We start from the raw sequence: 24,765 nt of genomic DNA, 5'->3' as shown, positions 1-24,765 counted from the left end.
ATCCGAAACTGCTCTTTGCAACAAGCATCAGATGCAATTATTGTAGCCTGAATTGAATTGGTATTTCTAGGCTCGAATGCGGACAATTCTTAAGATCAAATACCGTCTCATTATAGCTGAGTCTGATCAATTCTTGAAGTGCCATTTCATCGCAACCGTATCCGATCCCTCTTAGTACACGCGGGTTCACGATCTTACATGTTGAGTCTAGATCGAAAGCAAGTAGAACTGTTCCTTCAACCTTGTTTTCCAACGCTTCTTTAGGATATCCGGAGATCCGAATGTTCAGGTTGTTAAGAACGATCGGATCTGCCGGATTGATCTGTTCATTCTGAGCTACAACTATATTCAAACTCAAGGTTAAAAGAAGACCTAAGCAAGTCTTGTAAATTTGATTTGAATTTGTAACAATGAAGAAGACTCGTTCCATATTTTGCTGTGCTAAAGCTAACTAAATACCCGATTCTTCAGAACCCGACGACCAGCCCGAACTGTGCCCCAGCACCACGCATGCTACCCATTAAGAACCCAGGTAGATGCGGCGTGCCAACGGTTACTAGTACATGTTGTCCTATGCGGATCTTTGATGCTAAGCCTACGCGCAACCCACCGAAACCACCATAACTTATACTCATGCCGAGTAATGCATGAGCGCCCAGACGCCGCGTAGAACTGGCAGAGATCTGTGGAACGTATCCCGGTAAATAGCGCTGGTCCAGTGTGAATGTTCCGGTCCAGCGTGCATTCAATTGTGTTGTTATCGCTCCTCGTATTTGGAAGGGTAATAGGGTAGTGGTTCCTTCTGTTCGATAGCTCAAACCGAACGTGTCCTGCAGCTGCGCAGTTCCCGTAAGTGCATTGTCCAGGTCGAGTATGTTCGTTACCCGGATGCCGTCATAAAGTATGACCGTGTCTTTTTCCAAATTCACAGCATTCCCGTTCCAATGAACGAAACCGAGGTTGATCACTTCAAACGCTAGAAATGTGCGCAGTTCAGTTCGCTGCAATTCGGTGGACCAACCACCGGAAACAGCTGCTCCTAGGCCATTTTTCCGCCCCAGTTCACTTCCTGCCGTGTCGCTTTGTAAAAATTTACCGTTGATCGTTGCGCGCAAAATGCGACCGTCCTCTCCAGTGAACAATCCCGCCCATTTGGCATTAATATCCGTTAACGATTGTCCGTTCACGATATCCAAGCGAACATAACTGGCAGTTTCCCGGAATTGAATACCGAACCCTGCCGTTTGGAAGCGTGTTTGCTTGTATGCAGTTGGCCCTAGATCTGCGCGTTGGCCCTCGAAAGAAGCGTTACCGAAGAACGTGACATCGAAAAGATCGTCAGCGAATTTCAGACCCATCTGGTCCTGATGTGAAAAGCTAATGAGTGGTCGCCAATTGCGATGACCGAGAAACCAGTTCTGACCTTTCCATGAAAGCCTTGTCGATAGAACGTATCCTGCTCGGTTGTTGTCTTTCTTTCTCACCGCATCAAGGCTTCGCTGGCGCAATACGCGATCGATGTAACCACCTTGGAGCAGCGCTAAAGGCAATTCGTTGAGCAGCGAATTTGCATTGTAGTCGAAGTCTCCTGTAAGCTGTATCCGGTTCTTGTAGCGTTCCGTAAGGTCAACGATAGTATCACTTGGAAGCACCGGGAACTGTGCCGATGAGAACAGCGAGGTGAGGAGGAACAACAAGAAAAGAGCTATTCTATTCGTCACCATTCACAAGATAATGTGCACCAGCAGTGATCTGTAGGTCCATGCGATAGGTGTCGTAGATCTGGACATGTTGCGACTGACTCGCTGTGTTGAATGCCACACGGATGCGAAGTTGTCCTCCGTTGTACAGCATATTCGTTCGCGCAACGTCCAATTGCGCTGTTAATTCAGATCCCACGGGCGAAGAAACGATACCATTTCCGCCCAATAGACCCGTGGCAATTACGCCTTGTGTTGGCACGGAGCTCAACCAATTTCCCAACGAGTCCAAGATGTCCAATTGCAGGGCAGCACTGAACGGGAATCCATTGGTAGCGAATAACTTCAGTTCAGCACTTTGTAAACCGTGAGCTTCCGCTGTCCCAGGTAGATCCACTGTCATGATCTGCTCCAGTGTGAGATCATTGGCGATCAAGCGGAGCGGTAGCTCCAGCTCCAAGGATGCCCGTAAACTGCTGTTCCAATAGAGGAAGTCATTGCCATTGCTAATGTCACCTAATGGATTCAGGTGCAGATCAAGCTCATATCCAATGCGATCGGGTAGCACTTCAAAAAAGTGGTCCACATTGCTATTTGCTGGGTTGATCGTATTCTGATAAACACTGGGCTGAAACGTATTTCCCAGGTCTATTGCCCGATTCAGATTGATGGGGCCTTGTACGATCGTGCTTGCAAGGTCGACTGTTCCGCCGCTATTGCTGTTCGTGGCCTGTAAATAATCCAATGCCACTTGAACATCAACTCCAACACCATTCTCCACACGGAGCCTTAGTGTTACGTCATCCACATCCAAAGTGCCTGAGATGATGTTCTGGAAGAGGTCCAGATCCGTGCTTTCCGGACCGATATGGATCGTGCGGTCCCCAAAATAGCCTTTCGCATATTCCGGTCTTAGCCCACTGTAGGTCACTTTCGCAACTACGCTGTCTCCTTCGGTAACATCCGCACCGTTACCATTGGGATCCAAGAGCATGCTAATTGATGTAGCCAACGTATTCACATCATTGAATCCCGGCCCGCGCAGGTCCAACACCGTGCCTGCCAGATCCCGTGTCACTGTATTGAAGGTCGGGTTAGCCATCGTTCCAGGTCCAACTGATGCCTCCATGACATTCGTGCCGTTCGAGAATATGGCCCCAGGTAGGCTGAACGACCCGAAAATGGCACTTTGGATCTCATTGCGCAACTCCATGCTCAAGGATCCTTCACGAAGTATCAATGTCCGTAATTCCAGGTCCTCCAGATCGAACCGTGTCACTTCATTCTCACTTACGAATGGGAAACCGGCAAATAAATTGATGGTTCCTTGACCAGCCGGAAGTCCACCACCGTAAAATAAGGTTGTATCAGGCGCTGTGAGCACCGTATCCAGGTCAACTGCAAAGAGTTCGCTTTGATATAAGAGTGAAATGGCTCCAGTGGACCCGGTTACGAGGAGTGAGTCCGGAATAAGATCACCAATGGTGAATGTAGTGGTCACAATGGGGGCTAATAGATCCACATCCCATTGTGCCGGACCCGCATTTTTAGCACAACCAGCAAGGCCGAATGAAAAAATGATCAACAATGAGGCAACCGTATAGGGAGGGCCTTCGTAATGCATGTGGGCCAAATTACGTCTTGTCCCGGTTGTAGTGCATGTTCAACTTGGTTCGAACATATCATTCCTTTAGGTTATTTTTGCTGATGTAAGATGTGGCGTAGAGGCATATTGGTGCCGTGGTTGGCCAGTGCTCTGGTAATGTACGGTCTCTCCTATTTATGGCATGGGGTTGCTTTGCGGGACCTTCAGGAATTGAAGTGGCCCTTGGCTTTGTATCTGGCGCTTTCAGGTATCGTCTATTTATTGATCGGTCTAGGGCTCACAACTGCGGTGCATAAGTCGATCGAGTATGAGTTCATTAGTCTGAAACGCGCATTCCCATTGGCTGCAATGCTGGTCGGTGCAGTTGCCGGATTCATTGTCTATCTCGGTGTATTCGTTCTGGGCATGTCTTTCGCGAAACATGAATTGATGCATGTGGCTGCTGATGTCTTATGGCAAATGTTCGAGCAATGTATAGGTGGCCTTGTTGTGAGCTTGGGCATGATCTATGACATGCGGGAGACCTTCCTTGAGCAAGAAAAAGCTCATTAGGAGGTTTTCTTACCGTATTTCCCGCTCCATAGCTTCTCCAGCAGGTCGGCCAGTTTTTTTTCTCGCGGATTCTCGCCTGGTTCATAGAACGCTGTTCCACTTATTGCTTCCGGAAGAAATTCCTGAGGAATGAAATTGCCTTCCCCGTCATGGCTGTATTGATAGGTTGCACCGTAGCCGATCTCCTTCATCAACTTGGTAGGCGCATTCCTAAGACCAATGGGAACGGATAGATCTCCAGTTGCCTTTACTGTTGATTGCGCAGCACCGATCGCTAAATAACTCGCATTGCTCTTGGGCGCACAGGCCAAATAGATCGCGCATTGACTGAGAATGATCCGGCTTTCCGGCCAGCCGATAAGTTGGGCAGCTTGCATACTTGTTGTTGCCATGAGCAATGCATTGGGGTCGGCGTTGCCAATATCCTCACTTGACAGGATCACCATCCTACGGGCAATGAACAGTGGATCCTCACCACCTTCTACCATCCGTGCCAGCCAATAGACCGCTGCGTTGGGATCGCTACCACGCATGCTTTTGATGAATGCGCTAATGATATCATAATGCTGTTCACCTTGCTTATCATAGCGTGCGGTGTTGTTCTGGACCACATCGATGACCAACTTGTCATCGACAACAGCTTTTTTCGTCCCTGATGCTGCGGACTTAACGCAGAGATCGAACGTATTCAGTAACCGTCGTGCATCACCACCACTCGCGCGCATCAATGCACTGGTTTCTTTCAGGGTGATGTCCATCTGCTTCATTTCCGGATCCTCGGCCATTGCGCGATCCAAAAGCGATCGTAAATGCGACTGGTCCAAAGGCTCCAGAACGTACACTTGGCAACGCGAAAGCAACGCACTGATCACTTCGAAGCTCGGGTTCTCCGTGGTTGCACCAATTAGGGTGATGGTCCCTTTCTCAACGGCACCCAATAATGAGTCCTGTTGCGATTTGCTGAACCGATGGATCTCATCAATGAACAACACTGCCGCGCGCGAGAACAGCCCGCTACCACTGGCTTTTTCGATCACTTCACGAACGTCCTTTACGCCACTGCTGATGGCACTCAACGTGTGGAACGGTCGGTCCAATTGTGTAGCGATCAGTCTGGCTAGTGTGGTTTTTCCAACGCCTGGTGGACCCCAAAGGATCATGCTCGGTAGCAAGCCGCCTGCAAGGGCTTTGCGAATGATACCGTTCTTGCCAACTAAGTGTTCTTGGCCAACCACATCATCCAAGGTCTTTGGACGCATTCTTTCGGCAAGCGGGGCGTGCTGTTCCATTCAGTGAGTGTGCGAATTTACCGTTCTCGGTCCGCATCATCGGAATTAAGAAAGCCCCCGCTGTTATGCGGAGGCTTTCTGTTGTCCAGTTCAAGAACTGATCGATCTATGGTTGATACACCATACGACCTCGTTGTTCTATTCCATTCACCACTACGCGGTAAATGAATGTTCCGCTTCCGTTGAATTCCGGTTGGAATTCAATTGACACTGTTTGTGCTTTCGTAACGGTGCTGTTGAAGAGCTCTGCAACACGACGGCCTTGTAGGTCATACACTTCAACTAACCCGTGACCAGCCTCCGGTGCAACGAACGCGATCTTCGTTTGGAACCTGAAGGGATTCGGAGTGGAACTTACCACCATTGCTTCACCGGTCGGAGGTAAGTTGGTTACAACCGTAATGATCTGGTCAATGACGGTGTTATTTCCACAACCATCCGTTGCCGTCCAATAGCGCGTGATCGTGTATTCCTCTTTGCAACCATCTCCTGTCTTGATCTCGCTCGTGAACACTGATACGTTGTCGCTACATGTATCGTATGCGTTACATTCCATCGTAGCCGGGAGGTTATCACACTTTACCGTGATATCCTCTGGATCGCATAGGAATATAGGTCCTTGTGTATCAACAACGGTTATGGTTTGTGACATGGTGTTCAAGTTGCCACAGTTGTCCTTTGCGAGCCATGTGCGAATTAGTTGATATTCGCCATCACATGCGCCTGGGAACATTACCTCTGAGTATTCAGCAGCTACGTTAGGGTCGCAATCATCATAAGCCGTAACGTTGGCTGGCGCTGGTACTTCAGAGCATTCGACTTGAATGTTCTGTGGTACGCCGATCAGCTCTGGTGCCACATTGTCGATCACAGTGATGATCTGGATCACCTCTGCTCGGTTGCCACAGTCATCCTCAGACCAATAGGTTCGCTCAATGGTGTAGTTCCCAGGACAATTACCAGGTATGATAGTGTCGGCAACGCTCACGGTATAGAAGTCTTTACAGGCGTCCGTTACCCATACGGTTCCGCTCGCTTCTGGAACACTTGCGCAATTCACGGTCACATCGCCAGGAACATTCATGATGATCGGAGCCTGAGTATCCACAACAGTTATGGTTTGTATACAGACTTCTTCTGCACCGGTTTCGTCTGATGCGTACCATGTGCGGATCAATGTGTACGGGCATCCGCCGAACCACTCATCCGTCCAATAGACCGTTACCTCTGGGCAAAGCGGGTCTTTCCTGAATATCGGGTGTTCAATGTCGTTCGGATCATCTGATGTACCGCACTCTATGGTCAGGTCCGGGCCACATATTTCGATCAAGGGCCTACAATCACCGCAATTGTCAGATACGAACACGGTTACTGAATTGGAACAACCATTTCCAGCGGTGACAGTTAGGGTAAAAACACCTTCCATATCAACTACTGGGTTTTGCTCAGTAGAGTAGAATTCGTTGGACCCATTCCATGTATATAACAACTCTCCAATAGGTGAAGAGCCTGTTAGCTGTAGAGTTCCGGTTTCACAATCGATAGCACCGCCAGTTGCTGTGACAGGAGGGAGATCCGTGTTCGATGACACCATTGTCGATGCCGTGCTCGTGCAACCGTTGCTACCTGTTACGGTAAGCACGTAGGTTCCTGCTGCACCAACTACTGGGTTCTGCAATGCAGAAGTGAAGTTGTTCGGACCGGTCCAGCTGAAGGTTCCGTTACCGGTTCCCATCAGCATTACGCTTGTGGTAGAACAGGTGAGTGTTCCGCCAGTTGCAGTTGCACCTGGTGTATCGTCATCAAGATCTACTTCTGTAGAAGCACTGCTCGTGCAACCGTTGCTACCTGTTACGGTAAGCACGTAGGTTCCTGCTGCACCAACTACTGGGTTCTGCAATGCAGAAGTGAAGTTGTTCGGACCGGTCCAGCTGAAGGTTCCGTTGCCGGATCCAATTAGCATTACGCTGGTGTTAGAACAAGTTAGCGTTCCACCTGTTGCAGTTGCTCCAGGGATATCATCATCCTGATCGACCATTGCTTCTGCCGTGCTCGTGCAACCGTTGCTACCTGTCACGGTGAGCACGTAGGTTCCTGCTGCACCAACTACTGGGTTCTGCAATGCAGAAGTGAAGTTGTTCGGACCGGTCCAGCTGAAGGTTCCGTTGCCGGTTCCCATTAGCATTACGCTGGTGTTAGAACAAGTTAGCGTTCCGCCTGTTGCGTTTGCTCCAGGGATATCATCATCCTGATCGACCATTGCTTCTGCCGTGCTCGTGCAACCGTTGCTACCTGTTACGGTGAGCACGTAGGTTCCTGCTGCACCAACTACTGGGTTCTGCAATGCAGAAGTGAAGTTGTTCGGACCGGTCCAGCTGAAGGTTCCGTTGCCGGATCCAATTAGCATTACACTGGTGTTAGAACAAGTTAGCGTTCCACCTGTTGCGTTTGCTCCAGGGATATCATCATCCTGATCGACCATTGCTTCTGCCGTGCTCGTGCAACCGTTGCTACCTGTCACGGTGAGCACGTAGGTTCCTGCTGCACCAACTACTGGGTTCTGCAATGCAGAAGTGAAGTTGTTCGGACCGGTCCAGCTGAAGGTTCCGTTGCCGGTTCCCATTAGCATTACGCTGGTGTTAGAACAAGTTAGCGTTCCGCCTGTTGCGTTTGCTCCAGGGATATCATCATCCTGATCGACCATTGCTTCTGCCGTGCTCGTGCAACCGTTGCTACCTGTTACGGTGAGCACGTAGGTTCCTGCTGCACCAACTACTGGGTTCTGCAATGCAGAAGTGAAGTTGTTCGGACCGGTCCAGCTGAAGGTTCCGTTGCCGGATCCAATTAGCATTACACTGGTGTTAGAACAAGTTAGCGTTCCACCTGTTGCGTTTGCTCCAGGGATATCATCATCCTGATCGACCATTGCTTCTGCCGTGCTCGTGCAACCGTTGCTACCTGTTACGGTAAGCACGTAGGTTCCTGCTGCACCAACTACTGGGTTCTGCAATGCAGAAGTGAAGTTGTTCGGACCGGTCCAGCTGAAGGTTCCGTTGCCGGTTCCCATTAGCATTACGCTGGTGTTAGAACAAGTTAGCGTTCCACCTGTTGCGTTTGCTCCAGGGATATCATCATCCTGATCGACCATTGCTTCTGCCGTGCTCGTGCAACCGTTGCTACCTGTTACGGTAAGCACGTAGGTTCCTGCTGCACCAACTACTGGGTTCTGCAATGCAGAAGTGAAGTTGTTCGGACCGGTCCAGCTGAAGGTTCCGTTGCCGGTTCCCATTAGCATTACGCTGGTGTTAGAACAAGTTAGCGTTCCGCCTGTTGCGTTTGCTCCAGGGATATCATCATCCTGATCGACCATTGCTTCTGCCGTGCTCGTGCAACCGTTGCTACCTGTCACGGTGAGCACGTAGGTTCCTGCTGCACCAACTACTGGGTTCTGCAATGCAGAAGTGAAGTTGTTCGGACCGGTCCAGCTGAAGGTTCCGTTGCCGGATCCAATTAGCATTACACTGGTGTTAGAACAAGTTAGCGTTCCACCTGTTGCGTTTGCTCCAGGGATATCATCATCCTGATCGACCATTGCTTCTGCCGTGCTCGTGCAACCGTTGCTACCTGTTACGGTAAGCACGTAGGTTCCTGCTGCACCAACTACTGGGTTCTGCAATGCAGAAGTGAAATTGTTCGGACCGGTCCAGCTGAAGGTTCCGTTACCGGTTCCCATCAGCATTACGCTTGTGGTAGAACAGGTGAGTGTTCCGCCAGTTGCAGTTGCACCTGGTGTATCGTCATCAAGATCTACTTCTGTAGAAGCACTGCTCGTGCAACCGTTGCTACCTGTTACGGTGAGCACGTAGGTTCCTGCTGCACCAACTACTGGGTTCTGCAATGCAGAAGTGAAGTTGTTCGGACCGGTCCAGCTGAAGGTTCCGTTGCCGGATCCAATTAGCATTACGCTGGTGTTAGAACAAGTTAGCGTTCCACCTGTTGCAGTTGCTCCAGGGATATCATCATCCTGATCGACCATTGCTTCTGCCGTGCTCGTGCAACCGTTGCTACCTGTCACGGTGAGCACGTAGGTTCCTGCTGCACCAACTACTGGGTTCTGCAATGCAGAAGTGAAGTTGTTCGGACCGGTCCAGCTGAAGGTTCCGTTGCCGGATCCCATTAGCATTACACTGGTGTTAGAACAAGTTAGCGTTCCGCCTGTTGCGTTTGCTCCAGGGATATCATCATCCTGATCGACCATTGCTTCTGCCGTGCTCGTGCAACCGTTGCTACCTGTCACGGTGAGCACGTAGGTTCCTGCTGCACCAACTACTGGGTTCTGCAATGCAGAAGTGAAGTTGTTCGGACCGGTCCAGCTGAAGGTTCCGTTGCCGGTTCCCATTAGCATTACGCTGGTGTTAGAACAAGTTAGCGTTCCACCTGTTGCGTTTGCTCCAGGGATATCATCATCCTGATCGACCATTGCTTCTGCCGTGCTCGTGCAACCGTTGCTACCTGTTACGGTAAGCACGTAGGTTCCTGCTGCACCAACTACTGGGTTCTGCAATGCAGAAGTGAAGTTGTTCGGACCGGTCCAGCTGAAGGTTCCGTTGCCGGATCCAATTAGCATTACGCTGGTGTTAGAACAAGTTAGCGTTCCATCTGTTGCAGTTGCACCTGGTGTTTCGTCATCAAGATCTACTTCTGTAGAAGCACTGCTTGTGCAACCGTTGCTACCTGTTACGGTAAGCACGTAGGTTCCAGATAGACCAACCACAGGGTTCTGCAATGCAGAAGTGAAATTGTTCGGACCGGTCCAGCTGAAGGTTCCGTTACCGGTTCCCATCAGCATTACGCTTGTGGTAGAACAGGTGAGTGTTCCGCCAGTTGCAGTTGCACCTGGTGTATCGTCATCAAGATCTACTTCTGTAGAAGCACTGCTCGTGCAACCGTTGCTACCTGTTACGGTAAGCACGTAGGTTCCTGCTGCACCAACTACTGGGTTCTGCAATGCAGAAGTGAAGTTGTTCGGACCGGTCCAGCTGAAGGTTCCGTTGCCGGATCCAATTAGCATTACGCTGGTGTTAGAACAAGTTAGCGTTCCGCCTGTTGCGTTTGCTCCAGGGATATCATCATCCTGATCGACCATTGCTTCTGCCGTGCTCGTGCAACCGTTGCTACCTGTCACGGTGAGCACGTAGGTTCCTGCTGCACCAACTACTGGGTTCTGCAATGCAGAAGTGAAGTTGTTCGGACCGGTCCAGCTGAAGGTTCCGTTGCCGGATCCAATTAGCATTACGCTGGTGTTAGAACAAGTTAGCGTTCCGCCTGTTGCGTTTGCTCCAGGGATATCATCATCCCTGATCGACCATTGCTTCTGCCGTGCTCGTGCAACCGTTGCTACCTGTCACGGTGAGCACGTAGGTTCCTGCTGCACCAACTACTGGGTTCTGCAATGCAGAAGTGAAGTTGTTCGGACCGGTCCAGCTGAAGGTTCCGTTGCCGGATCCCATTAGCATTACGCTGGTGTTAGAACAAGTTAGCGTTCCACCTGTTGCAGTTGCACCTGGTGTTTCGTCATCAAGATCTACTTCTGTAGAAGCACTGCTTGTGCAACCGTTGCTACCTGTTACGGTAAGCACGTAGGTTCCTGCTGCACCAACTACTGGGTTCTGCAATGCAGAAGTGAAATTGTTCGGACCGGTCCAGCTGAAGGTTCCGTTACCGGTTCCCATCAGCATTACGCTTGTGGTAGAACAGGTGAGTGTTCCGCCAGTTGCAGTTGCACCTGGTGTATCGTCATCAAGATCTACTTCTGTAGAAGCACTGCTCGTGCAACCGTTGCTACCTGTTACGGTAAGCACGTAGGTTCCTGCTGCACCAACTACTGGGTTCTGCAATGCAGAAGTGAAGTTGTTCGGACCGGTCCAGCTGAAGGTTCCGTTGCCGGATCCAATTAGCATTACGCTGGTGTTAGAACAAGTTAGCGTTCCACCTGTTGCAGTTGCACCTGGTGTTTCGTCATCAAGATCTACTTCTGTAGAAGCACTGCTTGTGCAACCATTGGTTCCAGTCACGGTGAGCATGTAGGTTCCTGCTGCACTAACGCTTGGGTTCTGCAACGCAGAAGTGAAGTTGTTCGGACCAGTCCAACTGAAGGTTCCGTTACCGGTTCCCATCAGCATTACGCTGGTGTTAGAACAAGTTAGCGTTCCGCCTGTTGCGTTTGCTCCAGGGATATCATCATCCTGATCGACCATTGCTTCTGCCGTGCTCGTGCAACCGTTGCTACCTGTTACGGTAAGCACGTAGGTTCCAGATAGACCAACCACAGGGTTCTGCAATGCAGAAGTGAAATTGTTCGGACCGGTCCAGCTGAAGGTTCCGTTACCGGTTCCCATCAGCATTACGCTTGTGGTAGAACAGGTGAGTGTTCCGCCAGTTGCAGTTGCACCTGGTGTATCGTCATCAAGATCTACTTCTGTAGAAGCACTGCTCGTGCAACCGTTGCTACCTGTTACGGTAAGCACGTAGGTTCCTGCTGCACCAACTACTGGGTTCTGCAATGCAGAAGTGAAGTTGTTCGGACCGGTCCAGCTGAAGGTTCCGTTGCCGGATCCAATTAGCATTACGCTGGTGTTAGAACAAGTTAGCGTTCCACCTGTTGCAGTTGCACCTGGTGTTTCGTCATCAAGATCTACTTCTGTAGAAGCACTGCTTGTGCAACCGTTGCTACCTGTTACGGTAAGCACGTAGGTTCCAGATAGACCAACCACAGGGTTCTGCAATGCAGAAGTGAAATTGTTCGGACCAGTCCAACTGAAGGTTCCGTTACCGGTTCCCATCAGCATTACGCTGGTGTTAGAGCAGGTGAGTGTTCCGCCAGTCGCCGAAGCACCTGGAGGAGTTGCGTTCTGTGTGATCAGGATGCTTGCCGAATTCGTGCATCCGTTAGCAGGGTCCGTAACGATAAGTGTATACGTTCCTGGTGCATTGACAATAATATCCTCGGTTGTCGCTATTGGTCCTCCTGGTCCGCTCCAACTGAAGGATGTACCTCCAGTTGTAGATCCACCGTTCAGAATGAAGGAAGTAGTAGAACAGGTCAGTTCCCCACCTCCGGTTGCAATTATATTCGGTACTGCTGTATTCGAGGTAACAATTACCTCCTCCGTCGCTGTGCAAGTCGTTTGTGGATCCGTAACCGTTAGTGAATATGTTCCCGAAGCATCAACAAGCGTAGTAGCTGTATTTGCTCCGCTTACAATGTTTCCGCCATTGCTAGCAGTCCAGGCGAAACTTACGCCAGCACTACCGGAACCATTCAAGCTGATCTGTGGTCCACTAGCACAGGTGATCACGAGATCCGAACCTGCATCAACTGTTGGTGATCCTGTTTCGCCAACGAATGCATCCAAGTCGACCGTACATTCTTTTGCATCGGTTACGGTAACTGTATATGGTCCGCTGGACACACCGCTGATCATACTGCTGGTAGCACTGTTGCTCCAGAGGTATGAATAGGGTGCGGTACCTCCTGTAGGTACAACGGAAGCTGTTCCGTTAGCCGTATTGCAGGTCGCACTTGAGGTTGATGTTTGGCCTGTAAGTACTGGGGGTTCTGATATTTGGATCGTACTTGTTTCAGAACAGCCCGCAGCGTCCGTGATCATAACAGTGTAGGAGCCAGGTGCAAGTCCCGTGATCATATCAGTTGTGCCTCCGTTGCTCCAAGCGTAAGTGAAAGGAGCAAGTCCGTTCGAGGTCACCGAAATGGATCCGTTTTCAGCTCCATTACAGGTGACGTTCGTGATCGTTGCGTGTATCTTCATCAGACGTACGGAAACAACTTGGTCCGCGGCGCCGGCAAGAATGCATGCATCGCCACCAATTACGCGGCGTACGTACGTATCGGCAGCAATAGGGCCTAGTTGCGTACCCAGCAGGTTCTGTCCGGTCGCTCCGGGGATATTCATCCAGTTCAGACTATCCGGACTGGTTTGCCATTGATACGTGGTCGCGGAACCCAAAGCAGGGTAGGCCGATGCGCTATTGTTCCGGACAATGGTAGGAAGAACGTAACTAGGTACGGAACCCATGATGTCATTCGGCGTGGTTCCTGCACAGATCGCGTACGCAGGACTGGTGATCGTGTTACCCAATAGATCAGGTGGATTTGCCCAAACGACCAGACCGGGTTCGTAGCGCGAGGTCGGACTATTGCGCGTTGTGTTCAAGGCACCTTGTGTCAATGGGATATTGTTCGATCGCGAGGTGACAATGGTATATATCCGACAATTACTGAACTTTATACCGCGTTCGCCAACTGGATCGTAATCATCGCCGGTTCCACCATAGTAAGTACTGAACTCAAGCACGCTAAGGTCACTTTCTAATTTGAAGAACACTTTGTCATTGCTCCCATTGTTCGTGGTCTGTAAGGGCACATTGGGTCCGCTGCTAACAGGGAAATTCGTGCTATTTGTATAGCCGAACACATAAACATCGTCGTTCTGGTCGGTATTCAGACCCATCATGTTCACCTCGTTGCCACTTCCGCCAACGTAGGTGCTGCTGATGAAGGTCTGGTCCAGTCCCATGCGACATACATAAAGGTCATTGCTGCCATTGTGCGAACCATCATAGACTCCACTGGTCGAAATATTACTGCTCGGCAAACCTGTGGTTACACCTCCGAAGTATAATTCGTTCCCCGCATTATTGAACGACATGCAAAGAATATTGGCTGCATTCCCACTGTTCGAAGAGAAATATGACGACCATACGGTACTACCTGCAGATGTTAAGCGTTGAAGGAATCCAGCTTGTGTTCCTCCTCGTGTGCTTTGACGTGCTGCTGTGGTTGGGAAATTCGTGCTTGTGGTATGACCCCCAACGAAAATATCACCAGTTACTGGATCTTGTGCCATGATACTTGGAAGATCCGTACCTGAACCACCATAATTACGCATCCAGATCAGTGAACTCAGGTCGCCATTCACGCGGAAAAGCAAGGCATCATCACTGCCATTATTGGTGTTACTTGCCCCACTTCCTCCATTGAGGGTGAGCAGGTTCGTGCTGGTGGTGGTTCCACAGACGATCACATCGCCATTTGTCGCTACCCGAAGGTCGTAAGAATCATCAGCACTATTTCCGCCGATCACTGCTGCTTTTATAGAATTACCTGCCGTATTGATCTTCAACACGAATACATCAGCGCCGCCTTGAGATTGCTGGTCTATGCTTGATCCACTGAATGCAGGCCCACCGATCAGTGGGAAGTTCGTACTGCTGGTATAACCTGAGATGTACAAGTTCCCATCCCCACCTTGCTCCATGGCGTATGGGTTTTCATCGCCGTTACCACCAACATAGGTTTGCCATACACGTGAACCGCTGCCTCCAATTGTTGCAGGCTCCAGGTACTTACCGATAATGATCTCCAAGTTGCCGTTCGCACTGGTATCGAATGCCCCAACTGTGATCTGGTCTGTGGTTCCGATCACCCGCGCCACTACGTAGATCGCACCGTCACTGGGATCTACCCAAATGCAGTGCCCGTGATTATCGCCACTGCTGTTCGTGTTCACCCAGGTGGCCCAACGCATGGCGATCGGGTCAATAACCAACGGTTCGCTCTTGTCATAATCACCTAGATCGAACTTGATCACATTCTTTCCGGAGATCAGGTATTTCGCTTTCACCGGGATCTCGCGTCCGTTGATCCGTTGATACACGATCGGAGCAGGATAACTCATATCGCCAAGGCTGGTGCTCATGACCAATTCGCCTTTGTCTGAAACGCTGACCCTATCAATACCCTTCAATTCGATGGCGATGCTGCTCGGGTTACTTCCAGGCTTGCAAATGATGTCGTACTCCAACGAGCCATCAGCAGCAGGGTAGTAACGAACATCGGTATTGTGGTAAACATCCTTGTACCAGATCTCCTGGAAGGTCCGAACATCCTGAGCATTTCGATCACCTAAGAAATAGTTGGTAGTTCCTTCATGGGCCAATTGGCTCTCAACGTACATGTCAGGTGATGCACCTTGGAAATGCATCAACCAACCGTGCCCTTTTTGCTGCCATTTCAGTTCACGGATAGGTAAGCCGCGGTTGATCTCTTCCTCAATGATGATCCCTTGATCCTGTCTAGCAAGCACAGCATCTGGATCAAAAGCGGTCATCAGCATTCCTTCTTCCGTAGCCACGGCCTGTCCCATTGGTAGGTCGGCCCGGTAGAGGACGGTGCTGGAGAATTGCCCTTGGTTCTGTGTGAAATGGATCTCTTGATCGTGCCTGTTCAGTAGAGCATCGATATCATCATGCGAATGTGCTTGTTCCGGGCGGACCGGGTCACGGTGCTGAGCAACTTGGGCTGAGAGTTGCGCACTAAGCGTAATTGCCAGAACTAGTATCAGGGCAATTCGCTGCTGCATTGGGTAGAAGGATCTTTTCATTTTTTCACAGTGTTGGAAGAGGTTGTTGGAAGTGGTTGCACAGCGGGGTTTGTTCGCGATAGACTGATCAGCTTGGTCGGTCCTGTATTTTTTATGATTGGTTCGTTACTAGGTGACCAAGGATGACCAGGATGAGCACCAGACACAGTCCGATGAATTCCTGATCGATCACCGAGGCCGGTTGTTTCAGGGTTACCGCGTCTGCGGATCTTTTTGGTTTTCTGTTGGATCGCATTTGCTGGTTCTTTATTAGAGTCCCAAACAAATTCAGAGGTCAGCCTGATGTGCTATCTGCCAAAACGAGTGAGGCAAACGTAGGGGGATCGAATAGCGCTTGTCAAGTTTTTGTCGATCAGAAAAAGGATCTCATCGTAACAAAAGGCTACTTGCTCTTCGGTTTCTGGTATTTCCATTGAACCCAATTCGGTGACTGTTCAAAACTTTTGTTACCGGAAAATTTGGCAGATCAAAATAACCGTGCTTAATTGCACGTCAACAAGCCGACAGAAATCCCGTCAATAGAATATGTTACTCGATTCTATGCCCGAAGTAGGGTCAAAAGCTCCCGCATTTTCCGCCTTGGACCAGGACGGAGAAAAGGTGTCTTTGGCTGGTCTTAAAGGAAAAAAGGTGGCGCTTTTATTCTATCCTAAAGATGATACGCCTACGTACACAGTTGAGGTCTGTGATCTGAGAGACAACCATGCAAGATTGAAAAAGGCTGGATACAATGTCATAGGGGTCAGCCCGGATGATATTACAAGCCACAAGAAATTCGCCAACAAATTCAAACTACCTTTCTCGCTGCTAGCGGATGAGGAAAAGAAGATCGTGAATGCGTACGGTGTTTGGGGGCCGAAGAAATTGTATGGGCGTGAATACGATGGACTGCATCGAACCACGTTCCTGATCAATGAGAAAGGAATCATTGAGCGATTGATAACAGGTGTTCGAAGCAAGATCCACGCGCAACAAATACTGAAGGACGGATAAATTCGAACAAGCTTGTTCGAACGGACTTGTTACAACGAGTAATGGCAAAGAAAAAAGCAATTCAAACTGAACACAACGGACGAATGTCCGACGAAGTGAACACTCCAACAACCGACAAAACAAGAAACAAGATGGCCAGTGAGATCAATAAAGACAAGCTGAAGGCACTACAGCTGACAATGGATAAGATGGACAAGGTCTTCGGAAAAGGCGCTGTCATGAAATTGGGCGATGAGGCCGTTGAACCAATGGAAGTTATTTCCTCAGGGTCCATTGGCCTTGATCTGGCCCTTGGTGTTGGTGGATATCCGAAAGGACGTGTGATCGAGATCTACGGACCGGAATCTTCGGGTAAGACCACGCTCGCGATCCATGCCATTGCAGAAGCACAAAAGGCCGGTGGTATTGCGGCGATCATTGATGCGGAACATGCATTCGATCGATTCTATGCTGAAGCATTGGGTGTGGATATCGAGAATCTATTGATCAGCCAACCGGATAACGGTGAGCAGGCACTTGAGATCGCCGATAACTTGATCCGTTCTGGCGCGATCGATATTCTGGTGATCGATTCCGTGGCTGCTTTGACACCTCGCGCAGAGATCGAAGGTGAAATGGGCGATAGTGTAGTTGGTATGCAAGCACGATTGATGTCCAAGGCTCTACGTAAGCTTACCGGAACAATCAGCAAGACCGGATGTTGCTGCATTTTCATCAACCAGTTGCGTGAGAAGATCGGGGTCATGTTCGGTAATCCGGAAACCACAACTGGCGGTAATGCGCTGAAATTCTATGCAACTATTCGCTTGGATATTCGCCGTGCGACACAGATCAAGGATGGAGAGAACGTGATCGGTAACCGTACCCGCGTGAAGGTGGTGAAGAACAAAGTGGCTCCACCATTCAAGAAGACGGAATTCGATATCATGTATGGCAAAGGCATCAGCAAAGCTGGTGAGATCATTGATATGGGCGTGGAGTTGAACATTATCAAGAAAAGCGGATCATGGTTCAGCTACATGGACAATAAACTTGGCCAAGGTCGCGATATGGTGAAGCAGATCTTGGAGGATAATCCGGAGCTGTGTGAGGAAGTTGAAGCAAAGATCAAGGAAGCGGTAGGTAAGGCCGGAGAACCGGTAACTGCCTAAAGAAGAATACCGCCTACTTTTGAAGACCCTGGCGATGGAGTGCGTCGGGGTCTTCTTTTTGTATGATGATGAACCGATCCTCGATCTTCCTATTTCTGATGTTCATGTTACTGGTCGCGTGTGGGACCAGTGGCACCAAGGATCAGGTCGCGATGGATGCTTCGTTGGATACGCTCGCTGGGCAATTCGCAGAGTTGGACCAACTGATCCTGAAGTCACCCACGGATGCTTCGTTATTCGCGAAACGCGCGGTTCTACAACTCAAACGGGATAGCCTTGGACTTGCCGTGAACGATTACAAGCGAGCTATTGCCTTGGATAGTTTGGATCCAGCTTACCATATTGGATTGGCGGACCTGTTCTACATGAAGATCCGACTTCCGGAAGCAGAACAATACTTGTTGAACGCGATAAGGCTAGGTCCGAATGACCCGGAACCCAAACTGAAGCTCGCGGAAATGAAATTGTTCCAGCGTAAATACCAAGAGTCGATGGACCTTGTGAACGACGCGTTACGCTTAGAGCAAGGGCGAGCCAAGGGGTATCATATCAAAGGGTTCATCTATCAAGAGACCGGCGATACGGCGAAAGCCATCAGTAGTTACCGTACTGCCATTGAACAGGATCCTGATTATTTCGATCCATTACTTAAGCTGGCTGTACTTCATGCTGAAAAAGGCGATGAACTGGCCATGGATTACTATAATTCGGCTTTGTCCATAGAACCGGACAATACTACGGCACTGTATGGAAAGGGGATGTTCGCTCAAGAGCAGGGTATGGATAGCATTGCTTTTACGTGTTACGATAGGATCAAAGTGCTTGAACCAAATAATGCCTTGGCCTATTACAACACCGGTTATATCAGACTAGTTCACGATACGGCTACTGCTGATGCGCGCGAACAATTCACCATGGCGATAAAGTTGATGCCGAACTATGCACAAGCTTATTACAACCGCGGTCTAGCGTTCGAAATGGACGAGTTGCTGGATAGCGCTTACGTCGATTACAAGAAAGCGTTAGCGATCCAACCTGCCTTTGATTCCGCAGCGGAAAGCCTGGAACGTCTTCAGAAGAAGGGGATCCGAGTGGCTCCTTGACCCGTGATCGATCACTGATCTTCAGCTCCTAGCTGGCGCTGGTGGGTCTGTTTGCGACCACGCTTGTGTTTGCGCTCAGGGAGGTTCCAGACCACAGTGCCTCTGTTCAGGATCGCGAAGCGCCTTACCAATAGGCCCTCGCTGGTATGGACGCGCAATGTCCATGTTCCTGCACGCAGCTTGTTCAATTCCAAGTGTTCAATTTCTGTTGAACCGTATGTGCGGTGGATGTTTCCACGGGAATTGAGAATATCCACGCGATTTGCATCCAGTGGTAACACTGCTTCCATCTGTCCTGGAACGGCGCTTTCAACAAAGGAAACTCGTGTGTCATCCGCCGTGCGGGCGATAGGCGTTCTTGGGACATAGGCTACCAATCCATCTACTTGTGCTTGGGCCAGCGAAAAACAGGCCGATGCAAGGATGAGCAGGGTAGTGTGGAGCGCATTCATGAACATGTATACGGAGCAATCTCTCGAAGGTTCTGCTATGGAGAACTGATCGACCCTTAGAAGAGGCCGTTCGTGCATTGTCCCGGATCGTATGAAATGTCACCAAACGAAGTTTCTTTCCTGAGTTCTGGATCTGCATCTTTGTGGTCGAATTCCAATTGACCATGCGCACACTGATCATTTTGTTATCCGTCCTAACGTTCAGCGTTAGTGGCTGTTCCCAATCTTCTAGTACAAAAACGATTGATCGGGATCTGAACATTGAACAATTCAAGACCGAACTTGCTAAAGGAGATGCGGTTCTTATAGATGTTCGCACACCGGGAGAATATGCCAGCGGACACCTTGAAGGCAGTACGAATATTGACTGGTCTGCAAAGGACTATGAAACCCATTTTCTTGCCCTTGACCCTGCTAAGCCTGTGCTACTATACTGCCAAGCAGGTGGGCGTAGTGGACAAGCAAAGGAGTTCCTGGAAAGCAAAGGGTACGATGTAAAACACTTGGAGGGAGGATATGGTAGCTGGTCCAAAGCTGGAGAAGCTACGGTCAAGTGAAGATCAGCTGATCAGCGGATTAGCTCCCGCCTAGCAATACCAAGTACGGAGGGATTAGTCGATACGCCGATCAGCTGATGTATTTTTTTGACATCAGCTGATCGGCGTATCATCACATCAGCTAATCGCTCTACTTATCGTCGTTTCCGAAGTTCACTCCCAAGGTCAGTCCATAGGTGAGGTATCTTGAGTCGATGTCCCGTACCAAGAGGTTGTCGTTGAATACACGGCTTAGTCCAAAGCTGACGCTAGGCTCCAAGGTGAATACTCCCATGTCAAAACCAAGGGCAGCATCGATGTTGAGCGAACCTTTGCTGAAATCACCTTGGTTGTAACCGATCCGATCGTTCTTGTCATCTGCGCTAAGTAGCACGTCATACGTTGGTCCCATGGCAAAACGGAGATCGAACTGATAGGTATCCACGATCCGGTACCCGACCATGGCCTTCAACTTTAAGTTGGTGCGCACCAGGTTTCCCTCAACGGTCAATGTATCGCTGTAACTAGTTCTCTGAAGTGTGGCATTGCGACCAAAGAATACGCCCGGCTGAACATATAACCGATCACCAATGCGCAGATCTGCTCCTAACTGCCAGCCCAATGCAGCGTTGTATTCAACATTTGGGGCAGGGTTCGTCAGGTGCTGATAGGTGATACCTAATTGAGGATTCACTTGGACTTGGGCGTTCGCTGCACCAATGGCTGCCACGCAGGTAAGAGTGAGGATGAGCTTTTTCATGGTTCGGATTTTTGTTGTTCCTGGAACATGATGTTTTCAAACTGCGTGCCATGGTTGAAATGAGCCGTAGCACTAAGTCAATATGCATACTCCATTACGCAGCGGAATTTTGAGGCGCTACTGCCGGAAATACAAGCTATGAAAGAGTATCTTAAGCTGAATCGCGCTTATGTATCTCAGCGCGTACACGATCCCGCATTGTCTTTACTTCTTCCGAAGACGTGTTCAGTTGAGGTAGGAGTCCGGCAAGTTCATATTGAATGGAACGGTCCGTTCGTCCATAATCCCAGATGGCAAGCACAGTGGCATTGAAAAGTAGGTCGAATGACCATTCGCGTAGCGTGACCCGGAAGGTACCATCGTCATCATACCAACTCGATTTGGAGTAGTGCAACAACCGATAAGCGAATAGATCGAATAACGAGCGTAATGCGAGCAATGCCGTACCGGGGTCATTGATACCAGGGCTTAATGCCTTCATAGCGACTTCCGTCAGTTGCCTAAAACCGAACGCGTAATTGTCATCAACATTCTCTATGCTGGAAAGTGTAATGGCGTTCAGCAGTTCTTGCTTCACTCTTTCGGGCACGGGCTGATCCACTAACAAGAGCTGTGCACCTGCTACAATGAAGGAACCCGGCAGCTCTATGATCTCCACAGCTATGGAATGCTCTACGCAGATCTCCAGCAACGATTGCGCATCCACGTGTGTGAATGTACCTGACCCAGTGGCATTGATCGCAAATTGCAACTGCGCGTGTGCAACAGGTGTCCGAGGCACATCACCAGTGAGTTGTATTGCCATGGCATTACGCGTTTCGGCATGGATCCGTTGGATGATCACTTCGTACTTCACGGAACGCGTGATGTAATGGAGAAAATAGATGAAGAGGAAGATGTCCAGAACGGCGATCAGGATCAATGTATAGGTGCTGAGAGCGGGTACGGAATTGCCGGTATCGCCTTGTCGAATAGTGGTGAGCAGTATTAAGGCGAAGAGGATGGTTCCGATATAAATGCCGAGGATCACTTGCTGAAAGCGATTGCCGATCAGTTGGTCCAACACACGATTGCTCAATTGGGATGCGGCCTGGTTCAGCACGATCATGACCATGGAGAAACTGAATACCGTGAGTGTGATGATGCCACTCGCAATAGTGGAGATGATCGAGCGTGCGGCCTCGGCATCCTTCAGGCTCATCCAACCCATCTTGCCCTTCAGCTGTACCCCCGGCCCGGACAGGTCGAACCAGATCAATCCAACGGAGAGCACCGCGAACAATAGCGCCAGAACAACAGGGTAGAAGGCTATGCTTCCCGTTACCGTTCTGTAGCCCGACCGTAGCCGAAGACGAAGGTTGTTCAATACCATGCAGCGCTAAAGGTCGGTTGTTTCGATCAACCGTTCAGCGGCGTGAGAGTATAAAGGTTTTCGATCGAGAAATTTGGACCATGAGACGAGGGTGATATTTGCGTTGGATCATTACCATCCTCAGTTCAAATGGGCTAATGCCCAATCAATAGCCTCTTCTATCCCGATACCAAGCTACGACCACATGACCATGATCTATCCGCGCTTTTTATTGACGCTTCGGATCGCTCTTAGTGGGTGTGTGCAAGAAGGAATGCATGCATCGCAAGTTGAGCTATAAGGTATATTTGTATTCATGCGCACCATTCTTTTAGTAGCAATTATTCTGGCAAATGCTAGCGCGCCCGCACAAAACTTTTTCGATGAGCAACGGATCATAGAAGATGCCGAGACCAATTCTCCAGTTGTGGTAATTGCAGCAGATGTTGATGGTGACGGCGATCTGGATGTGATCGCTGGTTCTGAAAATGATAACCGTATTAGCTGGTATGCAAATGATGGTGTTGGGAATTTCGGGCCAATGCATTTGGTAACATCGGCAGTGCTTGAGCTTACTTGGGTAGATGCAGCGGATATGGATGGCGATGGCGATATTGATCTGCTCGCTTTTAGCTGGGGCAACCATGCCCTTTTTTGGTTTGCCAATGATGGTGCCGGGATCTTTTCTGCGCCAGTTATGATAGAGACGATGGCTTACGGTATGGATCACATAGTTGCCGCTGATCTGGATGGCGATGGTGACCTTGATATTCTTGGCTGCTCACAGTCCAGCCCCCTTAGCTGGTTCCAGAATAACGGTATGGGGATCTTCGGCATGGCACAGAACTTACCGTGGATCAATAACAACCCGCTTTGGGCGGCATGCAAGGATGTGAATAACGATGGTCATATTGATATTGTCTATGGTGGCCAAGGCAATCCAGCGTGCATGCTTAATAATGGAGATGGAACTTTCGCTACAGCACAGCTATTCCCAGGATCATCCCCATATTCCAGGAACGGTGAGCTTTCCGATGTTAATGGTGACGGTATAATTGACCTGATCGCTGCTTCATATAATTATAGCCAACATACCTTAGTGTTCGCGGGTGTTGGTGATGGTACGTTTCTTCCAGTTCAGACCTTGTATGGTCCGGGTGGCACATTTTCAATTAGCTCAGATCTAGATAATGACGGGGACCTCGATCTGGTCTCCGTGCTTAATACCCAAGGTACCATGCACTGGTACGCCAACGATGGCTCTGGGGTTTTTGGCACTGCACAAGAGATCACGCATACAGCATATTGGGGGTCTTGCATTGTGGCTGCTGATCTGGAAGCGGATGGTGATCTGGATCTTTTGACAGCATCACGAGAAGATGATAAGGTCGCTTGGTACCGGAACGATGAAGGTAGTTTTGGGCCACAGCTCATGATCACCGAGTCTGCGGCTAGTGCTATAATGGCACTAGGTGGTGATGTTGATGGAGACGGTGACAATGATGTTGTCGCAATTTCATTCTCTGACCGTAAGTTGGCGTGGTATCCGAATGATGGCAATGGCGTCTTTGGTGCAATTCAACGAATTACCATTACCGCAGATCATCCACAGACGATGTGGCTCGGCGACTTTGATGGTGATGTGGATCTGGATATTCTGATCGGTACCCATGGAGATAGTGCGATCAGTCTTTACAAGAATAATGGGACCGGTGTGTTCGATGCTCCGATCGTGATCGATCATGTGCTTTACGGACCTTCGGCTATAGAGGTGGCCGATCTGGACGGGGATGGCGATATGGATATTGTGGCCACTGGTTGGGCAAGTGCGGTCTATAATTACACTAACATGGGGAATGATCAATTTGCCAAACAGACGTTGGGTGCTCTAATTGGTTATGGTGAGGTTATTCTGGGTGATATGGATAATGATGGCGATACGGATCTGATCTATGATACGGGCAGCTCCGTTAAATGGAGAGCGAATGACGGTAACGGGGTCTTCGGAATTGCGCAAGTGCTGTACGCACAAGGTGTTGCAGACCAGATGCGGGTTGCTGATATGGATGGAGATGGCGATCTGGATGTAGTACTCGCAATTAGCAATTCGCTGATCATCCAGATCAACAATGCCCTTCTTTTCACAACATTAGTTGTAGACGGCTCCATCTATGCACCAAATTGTCCGCACGTTGATGACTTTGATAATGATGGTGATCAGGATATCGTTGTTTCTTCAGCCTATGGCGATCAGATCTGGTACTATAAGAACCTAGGCGGAGCACAATTCGCTGCTGCTGAATTAGTCACGGATTCTGTTGATCTTCCGCGCTATGTTTCAAGCGCAGATCTGAACAATGACGGTAAGCCGGATCTGATCTCTGCTTCTGGTACTGATAATAAGGTCGCATGGTACCCGAACAAGGGTCATTCCGGACATGTTTCAGTGTCCAGTGGATCGACCTTGTTTTATGTGGGACTCACGATAAGTCCGAACCCTATGACCAGCACGGCACGTATTATCGCCGATCGCCCCCTCACAGCTGATGACCAGATAGAGGTTGTAGATAGCCAAGGGCGCATAGTTCATATAGCCTCTGGGCGCGGATCACCGGAGATCTTATTGGAGCGCAAGGGATTATCTTCCGGAAGATATTCGATCAAGCTCACGAAGGGTGGGCGGCTCTTAGGAGTTGCTGGCTTCGTGGTGGAGTGATCTAATTGGAAGGTTTTCAGAACGCCCAATAGTGCCAGCCAGGAAATGCGTGTACGGTGTCTCCGCTGGTGAAGTTATCTCGAACACTTGAGC

Annotated in this window: 15 protein-coding genes; 6 read left to right on the top strand and 9 right to left on the bottom strand. The window is 49.6% G+C overall.

The window, feature by feature from the left end; genetic code table 11:
• Positions 1-37 precede the first annotated feature (37 nt).
• The 3 genes from IPF95_15055 to IPF95_15045 all read right to left on the bottom strand — a co-directional run bounded on the left by IPF95_15055 (position 38) and on the right by IPF95_15045 (position 3,324).
• Positions 38-358 carry an energy transducer TonB gene (locus IPF95_15055; GenBank protein MBK6476005.1) on the bottom strand — a complete coding sequence of 107 codons (321 nt, stop codon included), beginning with the start codon at positions 356-358 and terminating at the stop codon, positions 38-40.
• A 109-nt stretch (positions 359-467) separates the two neighbouring features.
• Complete coding sequence (locus tag IPF95_15050; GenBank protein ID MBK6476004.1) at positions 468-1,724, bottom strand: hypothetical protein; 1,257 nt, start codon at positions 1,722-1,724, stop codon at positions 468-470.
• Positions 1,711-3,324, bottom strand: a complete 1,614-nt coding sequence (locus IPF95_15045) for a hypothetical protein (GenBank protein MBK6476003.1) — start codon at positions 3,322-3,324, stop codon at positions 1,711-1,713. Before IPF95_15045 ends, IPF95_15050 begins: the two co-directional genes overlap by 14 nt.
• Before the next feature lie 90 nt (positions 3,325-3,414).
• Between IPF95_15045 and IPF95_15040 the strand changes: the two genes are divergently transcribed.
• Entirely contained in the window at positions 3,415-3,858 is a 444-nt protein-coding gene (locus IPF95_15040; protein ID MBK6476002.1) for a hypothetical protein, read from the top strand.
• Here IPF95_15040 and IPF95_15035 read toward each other — a convergent pair.
• From IPF95_15035 to IPF95_15025, 3 genes are all read right to left on the bottom strand, one after another.
• The gene (locus IPF95_15035; GenBank protein MBK6476001.1) at positions 3,855-5,147 is read right to left on the bottom strand and encodes a replication-associated recombination protein A; all 1,293 of its coding nucleotides are present in this window, start codon (positions 5,145-5,147) and stop codon (positions 3,855-3,857) included. The genes IPF95_15040 and IPF95_15035 overlap by 4 nt on opposite strands.
• Positions 5,148-5,253: 106 nt before the next feature.
• Positions 5,254-10,440, bottom strand: coding sequence for a hypothetical protein (locus IPF95_15030; GenBank protein ID MBK6476000.1), 5,187 nt, complete (start codon positions 10,438-10,440; stop codon positions 5,254-5,256).
• 58 nt (positions 10,441-10,498) lie between these two features.
• Positions 10,499-15,610 (bottom strand): hypothetical protein, encoded by a 5,112-nt coding sequence (locus IPF95_15025; protein ID MBK6475999.1) that lies wholly within the window; start codon positions 15,608-15,610, stop codon positions 10,499-10,501.
• A 525-nt stretch (positions 15,611-16,135) separates the two neighbouring features.
• Here IPF95_15025 and bcp point away from each other — a divergent pair.
• The 3 genes from bcp to IPF95_15010 all read left to right on the top strand — a co-directional run bounded on the left by bcp (position 16,136) and on the right by IPF95_15010 (position 18,857).
• Complete coding sequence (gene bcp / locus IPF95_15020) at positions 16,136-16,603, top strand: thioredoxin-dependent thiol peroxidase (GenBank protein ID MBK6475998.1); 468 nt, start codon at positions 16,136-16,138, stop codon at positions 16,601-16,603.
• A 131-nt stretch (positions 16,604-16,734) separates the two neighbouring features.
• Entirely contained in the window at positions 16,735-17,754 is a 1,020-nt protein-coding gene (gene recA / locus IPF95_15015; protein ID MBK6475997.1) for a recombinase RecA, read from the top strand.
• Positions 17,755-17,822: 68 nt separating this feature from the next.
• The gene (locus tag IPF95_15010; protein ID MBK6475996.1) at positions 17,823-18,857 is read left to right on the top strand and encodes a tetratricopeptide repeat protein; all 1,035 of its coding nucleotides are present in this window, start codon (positions 17,823-17,825) and stop codon (positions 18,855-18,857) included.
• Positions 18,858-18,868: 11 nt separating this feature from the next.
• Here the strand turns inward: IPF95_15010 and IPF95_15005 are convergent, their stop codons facing one another.
• Positions 18,869-19,309: a hypothetical protein gene (locus IPF95_15005; protein MBK6475995.1), complete on the bottom strand. Its 441-nt coding sequence runs from the start codon at positions 19,307-19,309 to the stop codon at positions 18,869-18,871.
• Between the two features lie 164 nt (positions 19,310-19,473).
• On the opposite strand from IPF95_15005, the gene IPF95_15000 reads away from it, so the two are divergent.
• Positions 19,474-19,866: a rhodanese-like domain-containing protein gene (locus IPF95_15000; GenBank protein MBK6475994.1), complete on the top strand. Its 393-nt coding sequence runs from the start codon at positions 19,474-19,476 to the stop codon at positions 19,864-19,866.
• 130 nt (positions 19,867-19,996) lie between these two features.
• Here IPF95_15000 and IPF95_14995 read toward each other — a convergent pair whose 3' ends face one another.
• Complete coding sequence (locus IPF95_14995; GenBank protein MBK6475993.1) at positions 19,997-20,605, bottom strand: outer membrane beta-barrel protein; 609 nt, start codon at positions 20,603-20,605, stop codon at positions 19,997-19,999.
• A 151-nt stretch (positions 20,606-20,756) separates the two neighbouring features.
• On the bottom strand, positions 20,757-21,977 hold the full coding sequence (locus IPF95_14990; GenBank protein MBK6475992.1) for a DUF2254 domain-containing protein: 1,221 nt from the start codon (positions 21,975-21,977) through the stop codon (positions 20,757-20,759).
• A 295-nt stretch (positions 21,978-22,272) separates the two neighbouring features.
• Here IPF95_14990 and IPF95_14985 point away from each other — a divergent pair, with 295 nt between their 5' ends.
• Complete coding sequence (locus IPF95_14985) at positions 22,273-24,672, top strand: VCBS repeat-containing protein (GenBank protein MBK6475991.1); 2,400 nt, start codon at positions 22,273-22,275, stop codon at positions 24,670-24,672.
• The last annotated feature ends 93 nt before the right edge of the window (positions 24,673-24,765 follow it).

Source organism: Flavobacteriales bacterium, from assembly GCA_016704485.1.
Lineage (GTDB): Bacteria > Bacteroidota > Bacteroidia > Flavobacteriales_F > PHOS-HE28 > PHOS-HE28.
This window is presented reverse-complemented; position numbering and strand designations above follow the sequence as displayed.